Here is a 20,478-nt window from a genome sequence, read left to right on the forward strand (position 1 = left end):
ACCATTATTCAAAATGAGTTAGAATTTCATAAAATGTAGGATAAGAAATATTTACACATTCACTATTTTCTATTTCTACCCCTACTCCTGCTGCACCTAAAATAGCAAGTGCCATGGCAATTCTATGGTCATCATGGGAATTACATCTTGCAAATTTCAAATTATCTTTCTGACCACCTGTAATAACCATGCCATCTTCTAAGCCCTCAATGCACGGACATACTTTATTGAATTCATCAGTTATAACCTGCAAACGGTCTGTTTCTTTTACACGTAATTCGCCTGCACCTGTAATTTTTGTCGTTCCTTCTGCAAACATAGCGGCAACTGCAATAATTGGAATTTCATCAATCAAACGTGGCATAATATCTGCGCCAAAAGTTGTACCGTGCAATTTTGCATAACGCACACGAATGTCAGCTAATGGTTCTACTTCATCACGAACATTTAAAAGCTGTATATCTGCACCCATGTCTTTTAAGACATCAATAATACCTGTACGTGTTTCATTAATGCCAACATCTTTTAAAATCACATCACTGCCTTCAATAATAGAAGCGGCTACAAGCCAGAAAGCAGCAGAAGAAATATCACCTGGTACATGAATTTCTGCTGGTGGAGTCATTTTATTTACTCTAGAAATAGTTATGCTAGTACCAGATTTTTTCAATTTAACGCCAAAACCAGTCAACATACGTTCTGTATGGTCGCGTGATGTATATGGTTCAGTTACGGTAGTTTCATCATCAGCATTCATACCAGCGAGTAATATTGCAGATTTTACCTGTGCACTTGCCATTGGCATTTTATAGGATATACCATGTAAATTTTCTTTTGTTGGAATTACTGTGATTGGCAAATATTTATTATTTTGACGACCTACAATATTAGCTCCCATTTGAGATAATGGATTTATTACTCTGCCCATAGGGCGACGACTAAGTGAAGCATCACCTGTAAATGTCGTCAAAAATTTCTGACCAGATAAAATGCCCATCATTAAGCGAAGTGTTGTACCAGAGTTACCTGCATCGATAATGCCTGCTGGTTCTTTAAGACCATCTAAACCATTGCCTTTTACAATTAAAGTATTTTCATCTAATTCTTTTACACTTACGCCCAATGCTCGCATGCAATTTACAGTTGACATACAATCAGCGGCGTGCAAAAAATTAGTAATTTTTACTTCTCTATCGCATAAACCTGAAAACATTACACTGCGATGTGAAACAGATTTATCGCCTGGAATTAAAATTTCACCAGACAAACCTTTTTTTATAGGTTGAATTGCTTTTAATTTATCCATTACTTCAAACCTTTCTTAATTAATATTTTATTTTTGGAATAATTATAACACTATCTACTTAAATTGAAAATCATCTTACAATTTTGCTCTAACTAAACTTTTAAATAAAATTTCTAATCCATTACAATACTTAAAAATACTATATTAAAACACTCTCATAAAATCTCGTTTTCTAAAAAAACACTTGACAAATTATACTGAATAGTTTAAGGTATACATAACGTAAAGTTGTAAACATGAAATTAGATATAATAAATCCTATGAACAGACAAGTAATTCATAGTAAAAAGCTGCAGAGAGCTGATGGTTGGTGCGAATCAGTGTGATACTATAATGAACATCATCTGGGAGGATTTTAGTTGAAAAGTATTTACTTAGTAGATTAAAACGATTTTTCCTCGTTATCGGAAAATACATTTGTATATAAAATATGAGTGTAGTCTGAGTGTTGTCATCAATTGACAAAATTTGGGTGGTACCACGGCTTATAATAGTCCGTCCCTTAATTATTAAGGGACGGATTTTTTATTATATTTATTAAATGCATGTTTGCATTAATAATACGTATACTAAAGTATACACAAAGGAGAGTTTTTTATTATGGCAAAAATTTATTATCAAGAAGATTGTAACCTCAATTTATTGAAAGGTAAAAAAATTGCTGTCATCGGCTATGGTAGCCAAGGTCATGCACATGCATTAAACTTAAAAGAATCCGGTTGCGATGTTATCGTAGGTCTTTATCACGGCAGTAAATCCTGGGCAAAAGCTGAAGCTCAAGGACTTAAAGTTTATACAGCTGCTGAAGCTGCTGCTCAAGCAGATATCATCATGATCTTAATTAATGATGAAAAACAAGCTAAAATGTATAAAGAATCTATCGAACCAAACTTAAAACCAGGCAAAATGCTCATGTTTGCTCATGGCTTTGCAATTCATTTCAATCAAATCGTTCCACCAAAAGATGTTGACGTAACTATGATTGCTCCTAAAGCCCCTGGTCATACAGTAAGAAGCGAATACTTAATAGGTCGCGGAACTCCTTGTCTTGTTGCCGTATATCAAGATGCTACAGGCAATGCTTTAGACCTTGCACTTGCTTATGCTAGCGGTCTTGGCTGCTCCAGAGCTGGTGTACTTGAAACTACATTCAAAACTGAAACTGAAACTGACCTCTTCGGTGAACAAGCCGTTCTCTGCGGTGGTGTTTGCGCTTTAATGCAAGCTGGCTTTGAAACTCTTGTTGAAGCAGGTTATGACCCACGTAATGCTTATTTCGAATGCATCCATGAAATGAAACTTATCGTTGACCTTATCTATGAAAGCGGTTTTGCTGGAATGCGTTATTCCATTTCCAATACTGCTGAATATGGTGACTATATTACTGGTCCAAAAATTGTTACTGAAGAAACTAAAAAAGCTATGAAAAAAGTTCTCAGTGATATTCAGGACGGTACATTTGCTAAAAACTGGCTTACAGAAAATCTTACTGGCAATGCACACTTCCTTGCTATGCGCAAAAAAGCTGCTGAACATGAATGTGAAAAAGTCGGTGCTGAACTTCGTAAACTTTACAGCTGGAATGATTCCGACAAACTCATCAACAACTAATATATGCGGCGATTTTTAAAGCTGAAAAAGAGAGATGCTGCTTAGCGTCTCTTTTTTTCACTATAAAAAATTCTAATAATTTATAAAAATATTTATATATATATGAAGGAGGAAATATGAGAATGAACGGTGCTCAGGCAGTTATTGAATGTCTGAAAAAAGAAAATGTTGACCTTGTTTTTGGTTATCCGGGCGGAGCTGTATTAACATTATATGATGCTTTATATCAAAGCAGTTTACGCCATATCCTGACAAAACACGAACAGGGTGCAGTTCATGCAGCCGATGGTTATGCTCGTTCTACGGGCAAAGTAGGCGTATGTTTTGCAACTTCTGGCCCTGGTGCTGCAAACTTAGTTACAGGTATTGCTACAGCAAATATTGACTCTATACCACTTGTCTGCATCACAGGACAGGTAGCAACACACCTTATCGGACGCGACGCTTTCCAAGAAGCTGATGTTTGTGGTATCACTGCTCCGGTTACTAAACACAATTATTTAATAAAAAAAGTTGAAGATTTACCTAGAGTATTTAAAGAAGCTTTTTATATAGCATCTAGTGGCAGACCAGGCCCTGTCGTAATTGATATTGCTAAAAATGTATTTGAAGCTGAAATTGACTTTTCCTATCCAACTGAAGTTAATCTTCCAGGCTATCATCCTAAAAAAGAAGGCAATACTCATGACATTGATGATTTAATCATAGCAATGCAAGAAGCAGAAAAACCTGTCATCTTCGTCGGTGGTGGTGTTATTCTTTCTGATACAGCACCATATATACGCCAAATTGCGGAAGCAACTGGTATCCCTGTTGTTGAAAGCTTAATGGGCAGAGGTTCTCTCCCTTGCGATATGCCTGAATCTCTCGGCATGGTTGGTATGCACGGTACATATTTTGCCAATACTGCTGTAATGGAATCTGATTTATTAATCGGTATTGGTGCCCGCTTTGATGACCGTGTTACAAGCAAAACTTCTGATTTTGCACCAAATGCTAAAATAGCTCATTTTGATATTGATAGTGCAGAAATCAATAAAAATGTTATGGTTGACTATCCTGTTGTCGGTGACCTTCGTTGGTCTTTACCACTTTTTGCTGCTAAACTCTCTGTAATCGGCAATAAACTCAAAAAACTCTATCAGCCATGGCGTGACTATATTTTTGATGTTAAGAAAAACAATCCATTACTCTTCCGCAAAAATAGTGAATATATCATGCCAGAAGAAGTTATCACTGCTGTAAGTGATGTATCTGATGAAAATACAATCATCGTTACTGACGTTGGACAACATCAAATGTGGGCAGCACAGTATTATAACTTCCAAAAAGCGCGTACACTCATCACATCAGGTGGTCTTGGCACTATGGGCTTTGGTCTTCCTGCTGCTATTGGTGCAAAACTCGCTAATCCAGATAAAAAAGTTGTATTATTCACCGGTGATGGTAGTATCATGATGAATTGTCAAGAATTTGCTACCCTCGCTGATAATGATTTAGATATAAAAGTTGTCGTTTTAAATAATCATATGCTCGGCATGGTTGCACAGTGGCAACGTATGTTCTATAACCGTCATTATGCACATTCAGTTTTACGTGGTAAAACCGACTTAGTAAAATTAGCTGAAGCTATGGGAGTTAAAGGTTATCGTTTAGATAACAAAGCTGCATTTAATGAACATTTTGCTGAAATATTAAAATCTGAAGGTGCCGCTTTAATCGATGTATTAATTCCTGATGAAGAAAATGTATTTCCAATGGTTCCGGCCGGCGGACGACTTGACCAAATGGTATTGGAGGCAGAACAATGAACTATCAATTAACTTTATTAGCTGAAGATACTCCTGGCGTATTAAGCCATATCGTTTCTTTAATCAGCCGTCGCTCATTTAATATCAACACATTATCTGTAGGTTACACAGAAGAAAAAAATGTCACTCGCATGAGTTTTGTTGTAACTGCTGATAGTGAAAATGAAGTAGAACAAGTTATGAAACAGATTAATAAATTAATCAACGTAATTAAAATTGAAAATTTAACTCATGTTGATTCTATTAATCGTGAACTTGTAATGATAAAAGTAAAAGCTAATCCAGTAAACCGCAATGATATCGTTAATATCGTAAATATTTTCCGTGCAAAAATCGTTGATGTAAATCGCGAAACACTCGTTATTGAATCTACAGGTAGCCATACAAAAATAGATGCAATTTGCGAAATGCTCAAAGACTATGGCATTATCGAAGTTGCTCGTACTGGTACATTATCCATGTCTCGTGGCCCCGTTCCTTTAAAAGATATGTAATTCATCTATTAATACTAATCAAGTTAATAGATGTTAAACTTTATAAAAACTTTTCTCTTGTGCTTGCATCTAATAGATGCTCGAATAATTTATAATCATATTTTTTTACTGGTAAAGTCCCAATTTGGGGCTTTATTTTTTTACCTTATTTGCCCCTCTCATCGCTTATATGCGTTTTTATATTATTGCAGGTTATTTTATACATCCAATTTATTTAACGCACTATACGCTTTATCATGCCATTTTAACAATAAAAAAATAGGTAGAAAATATATATTCCTACCTATTTATATTAATTAATCATTCATTTATTAAACTACTGCTTTTATCACTTTCTTGGAATGCTTCCAATATAGTTTTTCACAACGAGGTGAACAAAACACTGTCCTTCTATCCTCTTTATTTACGATTGTTACTAACTTCTGACATTTTTTACATTTAAACTGCCTTATTATATGTGCTTCATTATCATCATTTAAATGTTCACTTAGATTTTCTACAATTCTATTTTTACTATAATATGTTTGTTTATGATGTTTTTTTCGACAATAGCAACTGCAATACACTTGATTTCTTCTTTTGGCCGTAAAAAAATGATGACAAACAGGACATTCTCTATTCATTTCTATCATCTTTTCATCATCTTTTGAAAACGCTGTTTTGATTCTAATACTTTCAGAGATGCTGTATATACCTGTGTCAAGATTTTTTCATCAATGCCTCTAAATTGCATATCGCTACCTAAATCAACACATACTTTGCCTTCATTATCAATAAGATATCTCTGTGGCATACAGTAAAATCTACCATCATTAGTAAACATATATAGACAAAGAGTACTTACAACATTTTGCATATTTTCACCCTGGCGAAGTTCTGCTAAAAACTGTTTATCAGTATAACGGTCTTCTGCCGAAACAACGACATAATATCTCCCATCCTTTTTAACAGCTTCTACTGTATCTGGATATATATACATAATGCCATAATCACTATTTCCAATTCTTTGCTCTGTAGCTGCCTCTGCTACATTATTTGAACCAACTCCATATGTCATACCACAGACTCCCATCAATAAACCCATTACTATAAGAATATATTTTTTCATAATTTATCTTATTCACTCTGTTGTTGTGTATTTATAGGTTGTACAGCAACATTAACGAGTTTTTGGTCTTTATCAAATACAAAAATTAATTGAGCTTGTTTATTGCTGTCAAAAGTAACATTATATGCAACTATATCATTTTGTTCTTGACGCTGATAAATATAAAATTTATCTTCTGTTAATGTACCAAATGTATTTTTTATATTTCTCTGTAAGCCACTGTAATTAGCTTCTTTAAACTGATTTTTCAATCCATCAGAAAAATTACGACTTAAAACATCATATGCTGGTACTTTTTCCCCTTTAAACGCGTCTATAAAGAGCTGTGCCGTTTTTTGTTCACTACTTAAGTCACTACTATCTGATGCATTACAAATGCTTCCAAAAGCCATCATCATAGTTGCTACCAATATACATATAATCTTTTTCATTTTAATCACCTTTACTCTATTTTTAAATATTAAAGCATAAGCGGCAAATATTAATTTGCCGCCTATTACTTATTAGATTAAATTTTTAATCAAGCTTGTGCTTGTTCTGCGCTTTCTTCAACCGGTACAATTGGTTCGCCTTTTGCTTCTCTTTCAGCTAAGAGTTTAGCATGTCTTTCTGCTTGTTCTTTTACTTCAGCGCGTTTTGCTGCCTGTTTAATTTCTTCAGCTTTAGCGAGAATACGTTCTTCTTCGTCTTTAGCTTTTTCTTCAGCAGTTTTACGACCAATTCTCCAAGTAGCACCGATACCGCCCATTACTTCATCGCCGGAAGTAGAGATACTTGCACTGAGCATGAAGTCTTGGTTTGGATAATGGAAGATACCAAGAGCAATACCTGTTTCGCTCTTATACTGACCAACGCCAACAGCAACTTCAGTTGGAGCTTCTGGGTCATATCCCATAGTTCTGAGGTTTGCGATAGCTGCAGCCATAGCACCTACTTTATCAATACGTTCTTCAACATCGCCTAAACGACTTTCAACGTTATCAATACGATTGCTTAAAATCATATCATTAGCATAGCTAGTATTTGCAACATCTTGAACTGCATGGTCAAGAGCAACGTCTGCATCAACCATAGTTTCAGAATCAGTGATATATTCAGTAGTTGCATTGCCATCTTTATCAGCATCTTTATAAGCATCTTTAAGATCTTCTTTGCTTGTAGCACCGATAGTATCTTTAACAGTTCCGATATCATTTTTACTTGCAATGCCACTTACAGTTACAGAGCTTGTTCCTTTGTTATATTTGTCTTGACTTGTAATTGTTAAAGTACCAGTTTCTCCATCAAATTTAGTACCATCCTGAACAACGCCACTATCTGTAAGTTTGCCATCTAAAGCTACTGTACCGCCGTCTTTTTGCGTTAAGGAAATTGTACCGTCATCTTTAATAGTACCACCAGTTACAGTGTTATTAGCTGCATCTGTTGCTGTACCACTGATATTTTCAATCTTGTTATCAAGTTTACCAATAGCAGTAGTTACGCTATCGCCATTTATAAGTTTATCGCCAGTTACTTTGTCATAGTTAAGATCACCAACATTAGTTTTCAAACTATCAAGTTCAGTTTTACTTGCAACGTCGCCAATAGTTACAGTACTACTATTACCTTTTTCATCAGAAACAATTAAGTTTACATTACCTTCAGCATTTGGTTTATATACACCGTTAGAACCTTCTGCTGTATTAGCAACAAGATGTTTATCACTATTAGAAATAGAGCCACCAGCTTCAACAGCTTTATTAATAGTATCTTTGAGGTAATCAACGTTTACAGCTTCACTACCATCAGTACCAGAAGCATATGCTACATTATTGAGTACTGTACCACCTTCATGTGTATCTTGGTCATAACTTGTTCTGCCACCACCTAAAGTAACAGTACCATAATTAACACCATTTGTATCAACATTATAACCAACAACTGTGCCATATAAGTCATTTAATTGTGCTTCTGTTGCTGCTCTACTTGTTTCAGTTCCTTCATTTGCGAAAGTAGCTACTGGTGCTGGTGGAGTCCATGTTGTATTTTCTAAACCTGTAATTGTAGCAACATTATTACCATCATCATCAATTTCAGCATTAATTCTAATACCATTATCAGTGAAGTCATCACCTTTAATAGTAGCACCAATAAGCACTGCACCGTCATCACGAAGAGCTAATGGGATATCACGAGTTGCATTTTCATCTACAGTTGCAAATGGATTATCCTTCTCTGCTTCATTAAGATAATGAGAGAATACAGTATAACTATGTTCAAGATTTCCTTCTTTGTCTTTTTTATAATAAGTTGCCATTTGTGATACAGTATCACCAATTTCATTTAAGCTATATCTTACTTCATCCTTAACAGTTGGGTCTGGACTTGCTGTATAAGATACAAAGTCTTTTGCATGTGCCATACCATCTGTTGTTACACCAAATAATCCAGTTCCTGCACTATTAGTTGCATAGAACATAAATCCACCGTGTTCATCAATGAAGTCTTTTGCTCCTTCAGTATCTTCATTATATATATCAGGAACATATCCTTTTTCAGTTGTATTAAGTGTAATACTTGTAGCACTTTCACCATTTTTAACATCTGCTTTTGGATTACCCAAAGTAATATTATCATTTAATGTTACTTGATAATTTGTTCCACCATTTTCATTTACTGATGATTTTACTGTTAAGTTATCATCGCCAGATACTGTAGTATGTTGTTTGGCAGCTTCAGTTGCTACCGCACTAACAGCTTGTTGCAACTGACCTTGAGTTGCAGCTGTACCTTGAAGCTCTTCACTATTTGCTACTTGTGTTGCAAGTTCATCATCCCAAGTAGTATTAGAAAGACCTTTAACTGTATCTGTTGTAATAATATCACCATTAATATTTGTAGTTTCACCAGTATTTGTATTAGTAAATGTTGTTCCATTAAATCTATCTACAGTTACTGCACTTCCATTAGCATTTAATGTAATTCCTTCATTAGATATTGCTACACCATTTCCACTAGCATTTAAAGCTACACTATCATCATTCATCATAATAGCTGAACCATTACTATTCACAGCATTTATATTACCAGTTTCAGCGTCTACATTAAATTTATCACTTACTGATAAGCTACCATCTTGTCCTACTACAAATTTATCAGTACCTACACTCAATGCTGGATCATCAGCTTTTGGAGCACCATTGATCTTAATTTGGTTTTCTCCTTCACCTGCCGTGATATTAGCACCATTTATATTTGTAGACTCTGTTGTATTAGTATTAGTAAATGTTGCTCCATTAAATCTATCTACAGTTACTGCACTTCCATTAGTATTTAATGTAATTCCTTCATCAGATACTACTACACCATTTCCACTAGCATTTAAAGCCACACTATCGTCATTCATCATAATAGCAGAACCACTACTATTTACAGCATTTACATTACCAGTTTCAGCATCTACATTAAATGAACTATTTTTTCCACTTATTTCTAAATCGCCATCTGGTCTAACGCTGAATGTACCTGTTTCATTACCAGTTGCAAGTCCACCATCTTTATAGAATTTTAATTTGCCATCGCCTACAGCTAAATATGGTCCATCAACATTTGTTACATCAATACCACCAATACTTATAGAACCATTTCCTTTGTCTTCTACAGCAAATATAGATTCTTCTTTAGATGTATCGCCAGATTTTATATCAATAATTGTGTTATTTCCTTCTGCTGGTTTTCCATTGATATAAACTCTATTATTTAGATTAATGTTATCATTAAGATTTACTTGATAATCAACATGTCCATCAATTGGATCTGTCTTAGATGTTACATTAGTATTTATACCATTAGATAATGTTGTCTTAGAAGCTGCTGTTGCTTGTTGTAATTGTTCTTCTGTTGCAGCTCTTCCTTCTGTAGCAAAGCCTTCATATTTTATTGTTGTATTTTTAAGTCCTTTAACTGTACCTGTTGTAATGGTAGCTCCGTTAATATTTGTAGATTCTGTTGTATTAGTATTAGTAAATGTTGCTCCATTAAATCTATCTACAGTTACTGCACTTCCATTAGTGTTTAATGTAATTCCTTCATCAGATATTGCTACACCATTTCCACTAGCATTTAAAGCCACACTATCGTCATTCATCATAATAGCAGAACCACTACTATTTACAGCATTTACATTACCAGTTTCAGCATCTACATTAAATGAACTATTTTTTCCACTTATTTCTAAATCGCCATCTGGTCTAACGCTGAATGTACCTGTTTCATTACCAGTTGCAAGTCCACCATCTTTATAGAATTTTAATTTGCCATCGCCTACAGCTAAATATGGTCCATCAACATTTGTTACATCAATACCACCAATACTTATAGAACCATTTCCTTTGTCTTCTACAGCAAATATAGATTCTTCTTTAGATGTATCGCCAGATTTTATATCAATAATTGTGTTATTTCCTTCTGCTGGTTTTCCATTGATATAAACTCTATTATTTAGATTAATGTTATCATTAAGATTTACTTGATAATCAACATGTCCATCAATTGGATCTGTCTTAGATGTTACATTAGTATTTATACCATTAGATAATGTTGTCTTAGAAGCTGCTGTTGCTTGTTGTAATTGTTCTTCTGTTGCAGCTCTTCCTTCTGTAGCAAAGCCTTCATATTTTATTGTTGTATTTTTAAGTCCTTTAACTGTACCTGTTGTAATGGTAGCTCCGTTAATATTTGTAGATTCTGTTGTATTAGTATTAGTAAATGTTGCTCCATTAAATCTATCTACAGTTACTGCACTTCCATTAGTGTTTAATGTAATTCCTTCATCAGATACTACTACACCATTTCCACTAGCATTTAAAGCCACACTATCGTCATTCATCATAATAGCAGAACCACTACTATTTACAGCATTTACATTACCAGTTTCAGCATCTACATTAAATGAACTATTTTTTCCACTTATTTCTAAATCGCCATCTGGTCTAACGCTGAATGTACCTGTTTCATTACCAGTTGCAAGTCCACCATCTTTATAGAATTTTAATTTGCCATCGCCTACAGCTAAATATGGTCCATCAACATTTGTTACATCAATACCACCAATACTTATAGAACCATTTCCTTTGTCTTCTACAGCAAATATAGATTCTTCTTTAGATGTATCGCCAGATTTTATATCAACAATTGTGTTATTTCCTTCTGCTGGTTTTCCATTGATATAAACTCTATTATTTAGATTAATGTTATCATTAAGATTTACTTGATAATCAACATGTCCATCAATTGGATCTGTCTTAGATGTTACATTAGTATTTATACCATTAGATAATGTTGTCTTAGAAGCTGCTGCTGCTTGTTGTAATTGTTCTTCTGTTGCAGCTTTTCCTTCTGTAGCAAAACCTTCATAATTTGTTGTGGTATTTTTAAGTCCTTTAACTGTACCTGTTGTAATGGTAGCTCCATTAATATTTGTAGATTCTGTTGTATTAGTATTAGTAAATGTTGCTCCATTAAATCTATCTACAGTTACTGCACTTCCATTAGTATTTAATGTAATTCCTTCGTCAGATATTGCTACACCATTTCCACTAGCATTCAAAGCTACACTATCATCATTCATCATAATAGCAGAACCACTACTATTTATAGCATTTACATTACCAGTTTCAGCATCTACATTAAATGAACTATTTTTTCCACTTATTTCTAAATCGCCATCTGGTCTAACGCTGAATGTACCTGTTTCATTACCAGTTGCAAGTCCACCATCTTCATAAAATTTTAATTTGCCATTACCTACAGCTAAATATGGTCCATTTTCATTTGTTATATCAATGCCACCGATACTTACTGTAGCCGTATTTCCATCTACAACAACACGTTTATCTGCCGTTCCTTCAGCCGGTGCCGTTCCTAATTCAATTCTGTCATTCAGTTTTACATCATATTGAATTTTACCATCATTATTTGTCTGTTTTAATTGTAAATTACCGTCAGTATAATCACTTTCTGTTTCACCTTCTGGAACAGCTGGAGCAGGTGTACCACCATTAACAGTCATAGTAGTGTGTTTTCCAGCTAATGTTTCCACTTTTTTTAACTGAGAAACATTTACCGCATCATTAAGGCCTACACCATTAGCTACATTATGAATTGCTACAGGATCTTTTGAAGGTTCTCCATCTTCTCCAAGCCCACCAAGTGTAATTTCATCTTTGTTTTTATCATCATATTTAACAGCTAAATCATCTAATTTATCTAATGCTGTTTTGCTGGCTACATCTTTAATTTGAAGAGTATTTTCTGTAGCTTTTCCTGTTCCGTCTACTTCAGTCAATTCTACAGTTCCATCAGCATCTGCAGTATATACTCCTGTATATGGCTTGTTTTCATTATCTGGATCTGTATCTCCGCTTGTAGCTATATGTTTTTCACCACTAGTCGTTATTAAATCAATATCGGTAGTATCGCCTTCTGTAATATTAACCGTATCGCCATCTTCTGAAACAGTAACTTCTGGTACAGTATAGTACTGACCATTAATAGTCAAACCGGTAAGCGAACCCTGATTAACTGATGTTTCTGACGGAGCAGAACCTATTCCTTCTACACGAGAACCGGTATTTATTGTAAATACAGAATTTGGAATATCTTCACCTGTTTCATCTTTTTGAGAGAATTTAATACCTGTATCATCGCCACCGGTTCCGCCTACACCTTCTACAGTTATAGCACCTTCAACAGGCTCATCATTTTCATCGGTACCGTTTCTGAGCAGACCTAATGTTCCGCCGCCGTTTTGACCAGGTTTTACGGTAATTTCCTTAATATCGTTGTTATACAGTCGTTCATCGTTTGTTTCAAGTGTATCAAAAGCTTTATTAAGTTCACCAACGGTTAAATTACTGTCTTTTAAATAAATATCATCCGCGTTTGCAACTGCAGACCAATATGTTTTTAAACCGTCGCCATCTTGAGCAGTAGTAAGTATTTCACCTGTTGCACCCCATACTGTTCCTTCATATAAATATCCTTGATCATTAACGAATACACCCGCAACTGGTTTTTCTTCACCGACATCAATATAATAAATATTATCAAAATCTACAACCTTTTTTTCGCCATTTGGATTTGTATAATAATATTTACCGGTATGTTCGTCATAATCTAACCCATTATCTACCGTCTTAAAATTATTGTAAAAATCAGTTGGATTGTGTTTTAATCCTACATTTACCCATTGGCCTCTACTATTTTGTATATAATAGCTGTAATCCATTGGAACTTTTGCTGCATTTGGACCCACCGCATTCGTTGAACCTACTAGATTTCCTAAATTAACCTGATTTAATGCTTGACCAATATTTGTCTGTACCTTCTGTCCTTCTATTTCGGTACCATCATTTCTATGCGCCTGCATTCCTTCTTCAACTACGGTTGAATTTGTCAATACCTCATTAAAAACACCTTTATCTCCCGGTGCATAAACATTCGTAATACCATATGAAGTACCCGTTCCGTCTTGAGTTTTTATTTGACCAAGATCAATGGTAAAACCATCACGAACCCAGTATTTTATACTTGCATTATCAGGATCAGTATATAAATAATAACCATCCGGCGGATTATTTGGATCAGCATTAGACTCTGCTTTATAAGCAACATAATCCTCAATATTAGCAAGAGCTCCAGGTAAAGGAGCAGTAGAAACTGTTTCATCTCCTTCTGCCGCAAATGCCTGTTGCGTAGGCAGTGCTCCATACACTCCGAATGCCGCAATCGCCCCGCATACTACGAGCGCCGCAATACGGCTGCGCAAACTTTTTCTTGCCGTTCTGCTTTGTTTGCCGCTACTATGGGCAAGTTCTGAAACAACAACGTATTGATGTTTTACCTTACTCCATATGACTTTATAGATCTTATTCATACAAAATCCCTCCTATAGATAAATTTATTAAATAATAAAAATATAAAAAAATTTCTAATAAAATATAAATAAATTTATATTTTATTTATAAACTATATTTTTAAATCCACCATTTTGAAAACAAATTTAAATTTTTATCTGCAACGCTGTTATAATATGTAGTACGACTAGAGTGTTTATTACTAAACAAATATTTCAAATTCATTTCATTATTAAAAATTTGTTCATTAATTTTTATGGCTTCTAAAAAAGTAAATTCCTCCGTATTTTGCAATTTATTCTTTATTATCTTTTTTGAACAATCTAAGGAATTAGCTAAAACACATGGTATATCTTTTAACTTATATCCTTTTTTTACCATTTCTAGTATCAAATTATTATACATAGCATCACTTCCTTTCCAAAAGTGGTATTTTAGAATTATTTTACTTCCATTTATGGAAAAAGTCAAATTTTAAAACTAGATTTTTTGGTATAAATAAAAAAAATTTGTCAACTTTACACTAAAAATCATAAATGCTATACTATTTCATAATCATAATAGGAGGAATAGTACATTATGGAATCCTTTAAACCCATATTAGAAAAAATAAAAAAAATTAAACAAGAAAAAGGCTATACAAATGAAATATTAGCCCAAAAATCAGGCATTCCCCTCAGTACTTTAAATAAGATATTATCTTCAATTATTAAAGACCCTAAAATCGGTACACTTATAGCTATTACTGATGCACTAGATGTCGATATAAATTCTCTAATTTACGATAATAAAAATGTAAATAATGAATCTACAACAAAAATAAATAATAGCTTAGAAAAATTAGCCGATGATTATAATTTAAATGTAGATGATATATCTTTTATTACTAAATATATCAGTTTACCAGCAAATTCCCGTCATAATTTTCTTTCCTTATTAAAAATATTAACCTCAGAAAATATTAATACTTCGCCTATCTTAACTAAACCAGACCATAAATTGAGCGTAGAAGAAAAACGAAAAATTGTTGAATACGAATTAGATTTAGAAGAAAAAAAACAAACATCATCAGTTTCCATTTCTTCAAGTGGTTCTTAAGAATATATTAAAAAGAATATTTTATAAACAAATCTTTACTATATACCCAAAATATTAAAAATATTACTGCAACTGTTAATTAACATATATCTCGTATACATTATTATTATTTAATTGAATTTGCTTCTGCTTAAATTACTCAATAAAAATATTGTGCTTTTTATTTTCTATAGTTAATATCTTTTATTTCTGTTATTTAAATATTTAATTAAATATTTTTGATATTAAATATTTACATAAAAAAACTGCACCCTAAAAGTCATTTATTTAACCTTTAAAGTGCAGTTTTATTTTTTATTTTTTTATAAAGTTTTTTATTTTTTCTTTTTCAAACTATAACCAATAGCAAGTACAATAATCCAAACTGGTAAAATATACAATGCTAATTGCGTATCTGGAATTTGATACATCATAAATGCAATAAAAATTAAGAAAGCAATACAGAAATAATTTATAATAGGATAACCAATGGATTTAAAATGCAATTTATCTGCTACCCCTTCACGCTGTTTCGCTTTTTTAAATTTCAAATGAGTTACAACTATGATAAACCAACTTACAAGTACAGCTGCTACAGCAATTGATACGAGATACATAAATACTTTTCCTGGGAAAAGGTAATTAAGCACTACAGCAATTAAAGTTATACCTGAAGAAACAAAAATACCAATCATCGGTACACCATTACGAGATAACGATGTTAAAATCTTCGGTGCATTGCCTTGTGTCGCTAAACCGTAGAGCATACGCGAATTACTGTAAATAGCACTATTATATACTGATACTGCTGCTGTGAGCACTACGATATTAAGTAAATGAGCTGCTGCTGGTATGCCGATATTAGAAAAAATCTGTACAAATGGACTAGCCTGCATACCCACTTCATTCCATGGATATAAAATCATGAGTACGACAAGTGTACCAATATAGAATAATAATATACGCCAAATAACTTGATTTATTGCTTTTGGAATAGATTTTTGCGGTTCGTCTGCTTCACCTGCTGTAATACCGATTAATTCAATTCCCCCGAAAGAAAACATTACAACTACTAAAGAAAGTGCTAATCCCCACCAGCCATTTGGCAAATATCCGCCATGTGACCAAAGATTGCTCAAATTATTTGGAAATGTTCCCATATCCGTACATATAATATATATACCGAAAATTATCATACAACATATAGCTACTACTTTTATTATAGCTGTGAAAAATTCAAATTCACCGTATATGCGAACATTGATTAAATTTATTGCTGTAATAACAATTAAACAAACAAGTGCAGATAACCATTGTGGTACATCAGGAAACCAATAATTTATATAAATTCCTACAGCAGTAAGTTCAACCATACTTACAATTACATAATTCATCCAATAATTCCAGCCAGATAAAAATCCGACAAATTCATGCCAATATGTATTAGCATATTCACTAAAAGAACCCGAAACAGGATTATCTACTGCCATTTCGCCTAGCATTCGCATTATAAAAAATATAACACAACCACCAATCAAATATGACAGTGAAATAGCTGGTCCTGCAAGTTGTATTGTTGCTGCTGAACCATAAAAAAGCCCTGTACCGATAGCTCCACCAAGTGCAATCATTTGTAAGTGGCGATTTTTCAAACCACGTCTAAGCTTTTTATCCATAAAAAAACCTCCTACTAAGTGAAAAACCCTGTAGGCTCTCTATTCCTACAGGGTTTGATATAGTACAAATAGATGTTACTATTATACACATTTTATTCATAATTTAAAAGACCTTTTTCACCAGCAATGACATTTTGTCCAATTTTAAAAACTTCTACTTTTTCATTGCCAGTAAAAGCAATCGGTGAAACGAGTGATTTTCCTGCCTGTCTTACTATATCTAAATCAACTACAACTAAAACATCACCTTGTTTTACTTTATCGCCTTTTCTTATATTTGTATCAAAGCCTTCGCCTTCTAAATCCACAGTATCAATTCCTATATGAATTAAAATTTCTGTTCCATCTTCTTCTGATTTTAAACCGAAAGCGTGTCCAGTAGGATAAGCTGCTGTAACTTCCGCATCAAAAGGTGCTACTATTGTACCATCTGATAAATCTATACCACAGCCTTCACCCATCATTTTTTGTGCAAAAGCAGGGTCTGGAACATTTTCCATAGCAATCACTTTTCCTGTCATCGGTGATACAAAATTTTTCTCCCCACTACTAAATAATTTAGAAAATAAACCCATTACTATTCCTCCAAAGCAAATCAAATTTCTATTATGTTCAATTATACACTAAATACATAAATTATTACAATAAAACTCCTTAATTATTGCCAATTTTTATAATTTATTATCTTTTATTAAAAAAAAAGATGACTTGCTTCATGCAAGCCATCAAATAATCATCAATAAAATTTTTTACCATCTGCAACCATTTCCACCGTTGCGCCAGCCATGGCCATGACCATGTCCGTCACCCCAGCCACCGCCACAATGATATCCATTGCCACAGTTATAACCAGTACCATCACAATTTGCTAAATTATCTTCCATACGAGCAATAATTCTATCTGCTCTCTCTTGTGTCATGTATCCATCAGCAACACGCTGTGCTAATTGTTCTTTACGCATTTCTAATATGCCGGATTTATATTCGTCCAATTTGCCAGCTTCATTAGCAATAACGCAAAACGGTTTGCCATCTTGGCGTTCTTGTACAACACTATCCACACTGCGATTTGTAATCGCTGCTACAAGTTCAGCAGGATTATTATATGAGCCTGCTGCAAAACCGCTGACTGCTATAGCCACAATAAGTAATGTTAACATCATAATTTTCTTCAACATGATAAACCCTCCCAAAATTTATTTTTAATTATTTTTTATTCACCATTTCTTATTTCAATTATATTGTAGCAGTAAAATTTGTCAAAATTATGTCTTTTTTTGTGCAAAATTAAGGCAATTTAAAATTAAATTCTGCTCCACCTTTAGCATGATTTTTAGCAGTCAATAAAATATCATGTCTTTGTGCAATCTGTTTAGCAATAGCCAAGCCAAGACCTGTACCCGTCTTATTTTTTTCTCCTTTTGTCTTATAAAAACGCTCGAAGATATGTTCTAAATCTTCTTGTTTTATACCAATGCCATAATCTCGAACAGTTATGTCTTTACCTTTAACAATAACTTCCACTTTACCACCTACATGAGAAAATTTAATCGCATTATCTAATATTACTAAAAACATTTGGCGCAATCTACCATAATCGCCTTCCATTTTTAAATTCGCTTCATTTGAAATAAAATCGACTTTAACATCTTTTGCCTTAGCAATTTGCCTAGCACTGCGCAATACATCTGATAATACATCATTTAAGTATAACGGCTGTTTTTCTATCGCAAAATCTGGATTTTGCAAACGCGATAAATCAAGCAAATCTCCCACAAGTCTTTGCAAAAATTTTGCTTCATTTAGCATTTGCTGATGATATTGCTCCACCTTTTCAGGTTCTGTAACAATTTTATCACATAGTGCCTCTAATGAACCGCGAATTACCGTTACAGGTGTTCTAAGCTCATGCGATATATTTGAAATAAAATCCTTACGCATTTTTTCTAATTTTAAACTTTCTTGGCTAGCATCATCTAAACGCATTGCCAATAAATCCAGCACCTTAGCAAGTTCGCCTATTTCATCATTTTGCATGACATCACAACGCGTTTTATAATCGCCTTGTGCTAATTTTAAAGCTACTTCTTTCATTTTATTAAGTGGTTTTGTAAATAAATAAACTAATCCCAATGATAAGATGAATACAACTGTAAGTGCAAGAGCAATACTAACGCTTAAAATAAATAATCCTTGTTTTAAGGCGTTTTCCATACCAGCTACAGGAGAATGTAATAATACTGCTCCTATAACTTTGCCTGTATCATCTTTTATTGGCACACCAGCTGTCAATGTGAGCTGTGATAAAACATCACTAAAACCTTCACTGAAAACAGTTTTATCTTCAAATACTTCATTTATGACTTCACTAGCATTTGGTGGAAGGTCAGCAAATTTATATTGATAAGCCATATTATGACGCATACCATGACGTGTATTTGGCATTATTAAATTTAAATTTTCATCAACTATCCAAATTCCTACATTCATACTATCGCAAAGATATGGAATGCACATCATCATACCACCACGGCCGTGACGATTGTGCATTGTATCTGTCGATAATAGTGCTGCCATTGATTGCGCATATTTTTGTAATTGTATTTTATGAATTTCAACGGTATAATCTTTGAATAATACGAAAAATACACCGCTTAAAATCACAGAAAATATTATCAATGCTAAAGCAAAATTCACTGCTAATTTTAAGGCAATTTTACTTTTAAACATCATGCTTTAACCTCAAATTTATAACCTACACCCCAAATGGTTTTGATTTCCCAATTATCATGCGAAACAGTATCTATTTTTGCTCTAAGTCTTTTTATATGACTATCAACTGTTCTACTATCGCCAAAATAATCATATCCCCATAATTTATTTAAAAGATTATCACGCGAAAAGACTTTATCTTTATACGTTGCTAGCGTCCATAAAATTTCAATTTCTTTTTTAGTCAGTGGCAATACTTTATCATCGACTGATGCTGTATAATCGTCTAAATTTATTTTTAAATTGTCATAAGCAAAAATTTGCTGTTCTTGTTTATAACTTTTTATGCGACGCATTATAGCTTTAATTCTAGCCATAACTTCACCAGGTGAAAACGGTTTTACAATATAATCATCAGCGCCTATTTCAAGCCCCATAATTTTTTCAAAGTCTTCACCACGCGCTGTAATCATGATTATCGGCACATTAGAAGATTTCCTTATCTGTCTACACACTGAAAAACCGTCTATTTTCGGCATCATCACATCAAGCAATAAAATATCTGGATTTTCATTTTTAAATTTTTGCAGGGCTTCTTCCCCATCAGTTGCCACAATAGGCATATATCCTTCTTTTTTGGCATATTCCGCTAAAATAGAAGTTATCTGTTCATTATCATCTACTATTAAAACTTTAACCATAAAACACCATCCTCAATCTATGTATTATATAGAACATCAATCTCGTAAATCATCATTTTAATGCTATCATAAACATGTATTTTT

Annotated in this window: 14 protein-coding genes and 1 other annotated feature; of the genes, 4 read left to right on the forward strand and 10 right to left on the reverse strand. The window is 33.5% G+C overall.

Annotated features, from left to right (window positions below; all coding sequences use genetic code 11):
• Nucleotides 1-4: 4 nt before the first annotated feature.
• Nucleotides 5-1,306, reverse strand: a complete 1,302-nt coding sequence (gene aroA, locus CKV65_RS05125) for a 3-phosphoshikimate 1-carboxyvinyltransferase (protein WP_027890662.1) — start codon at nt 1,304-1,306, stop codon at nt 5-7.
• Nucleotides 1,307-1,557: 251 nt separating this feature from the next.
• Nucleotides 1,558-1,812: a binding site (T-box leader), on the forward strand.
• A 94-nt stretch (nt 1,813-1,906) separates the two neighbouring features.
• Between aroA and ilvC the strand changes: the two genes are divergently transcribed.
• The 3 genes from ilvC (at nt 1,907) to ilvN (ending at nt 5,222) form a co-directional block, all read left to right on the forward strand.
• Nucleotides 1,907-2,917 (forward strand): ketol-acid reductoisomerase, encoded by a 1,011-nt coding sequence (gene ilvC, locus CKV65_RS05130; RefSeq protein ID WP_027890663.1) that lies wholly within the window; start codon nt 1,907-1,909, stop codon nt 2,915-2,917.
• A gap of 116 nt (nt 2,918-3,033) precedes the next feature.
• Nucleotides 3,034-4,728, forward strand: coding sequence for a biosynthetic-type acetolactate synthase large subunit (gene ilvB, locus CKV65_RS05135; RefSeq protein ID WP_027890664.1), 1,695 nt, complete (start codon nt 3,034-3,036; stop codon nt 4,726-4,728).
• On the forward strand, nt 4,725-5,222 hold the full coding sequence (gene ilvN, locus CKV65_RS05140; RefSeq protein WP_027890665.1) for an acetolactate synthase small subunit: 498 nt from the start codon (nt 4,725-4,727) through the stop codon (nt 5,220-5,222). The genes ilvB and ilvN overlap by 4 nt, the downstream gene beginning before the upstream one ends.
• Before the next feature lie 628 nt (nt 5,223-5,850).
• Here ilvN and CKV65_RS05150 read toward each other — a convergent pair.
• From CKV65_RS05150 to CKV65_RS05165, 4 genes are all read right to left on the reverse strand, one after another.
• Nucleotides 5,851-6,330: a hypothetical protein gene (locus tag CKV65_RS05150; protein WP_231922725.1), complete on the reverse strand. Its 480-nt coding sequence runs from the start codon at nt 6,328-6,330 to the stop codon at nt 5,851-5,853.
• Between the two features lie 8 nt (nt 6,331-6,338).
• Nucleotides 6,339-6,761 carry a DUF3887 domain-containing protein gene (locus CKV65_RS05155; RefSeq protein ID WP_027890680.1) on the reverse strand — a complete coding sequence of 141 codons (423 nt, stop codon included), beginning with the start codon at nt 6,759-6,761 and terminating at the stop codon, nt 6,339-6,341.
• Nucleotides 6,762-6,850: 89 nt separating this feature from the next.
• Complete coding sequence (locus tag CKV65_RS05160; protein ID WP_095197692.1) at nt 6,851-14,248, reverse strand: ESPR-type extended signal peptide-containing protein; 7,398 nt, start codon at nt 14,246-14,248, stop codon at nt 6,851-6,853.
• A 100-nt stretch (nt 14,249-14,348) separates the two neighbouring features.
• Entirely contained in the window at nt 14,349-14,633 is a 285-nt protein-coding gene (locus CKV65_RS05165) for a hypothetical protein (protein WP_027889819.1), read from the reverse strand.
• A 174-nt stretch (nt 14,634-14,807) separates the two neighbouring features.
• On the opposite strand from CKV65_RS05165, the gene CKV65_RS05170 reads away from it, so the two are divergent.
• Nucleotides 14,808-15,326: a helix-turn-helix domain-containing protein gene (locus CKV65_RS05170; RefSeq protein ID WP_027889818.1), complete on the forward strand. Its 519-nt coding sequence runs from the start codon at nt 14,808-14,810 to the stop codon at nt 15,324-15,326.
• Nucleotides 15,327-15,640: 314 nt separating this feature from the next.
• Here CKV65_RS05170 and CKV65_RS05175 read toward each other — a convergent pair whose 3' ends face one another.
• From CKV65_RS05175 to CKV65_RS05195, 5 genes are all read right to left on the reverse strand, one after another.
• Complete coding sequence (locus CKV65_RS05175) at nt 15,641-16,981, reverse strand: amino acid permease (RefSeq protein ID WP_027889817.1); 1,341 nt, start codon at nt 16,979-16,981, stop codon at nt 15,641-15,643.
• Between the two features lie 92 nt (nt 16,982-17,073).
• A complete protein-coding gene (locus CKV65_RS05180) occupies nt 17,074-17,556 on the reverse strand; it encodes a PTS sugar transporter subunit IIA (RefSeq protein ID WP_027889816.1) in 483 nt (160 codons plus the stop codon).
• A gap of 174 nt (nt 17,557-17,730) precedes the next feature.
• Nucleotides 17,731-18,159 carry a DUF2680 domain-containing protein gene (locus CKV65_RS05185; RefSeq protein ID WP_036254500.1) on the reverse strand — a complete coding sequence of 143 codons (429 nt, stop codon included), beginning with the start codon at nt 18,157-18,159 and terminating at the stop codon, nt 17,731-17,733.
• Nucleotides 18,160-18,268: 109 nt separating this feature from the next.
• Nucleotides 18,269-19,714 (reverse strand): sensor histidine kinase, encoded by a 1,446-nt coding sequence (locus CKV65_RS05190; RefSeq protein ID WP_051177588.1) that lies wholly within the window; start codon nt 19,712-19,714, stop codon nt 18,269-18,271.
• A complete protein-coding gene (locus tag CKV65_RS05195) occupies nt 19,711-20,394 on the reverse strand; it encodes a response regulator transcription factor (protein ID WP_027889813.1) in 684 nt (227 codons plus the stop codon). The genes CKV65_RS05190 and CKV65_RS05195 overlap by 4 nt, the downstream gene beginning before the upstream one ends.
• Between the last annotated feature and the right edge of the window lie 84 nt (nt 20,395-20,478).

The sequence above is a fragment of the Megamonas hypermegale genome (assembly GCF_900187035.1).
Lineage (GTDB): Bacteria > Bacillota > Negativicutes > Selenomonadales > Selenomonadaceae > Megamonas > Megamonas hypermegale.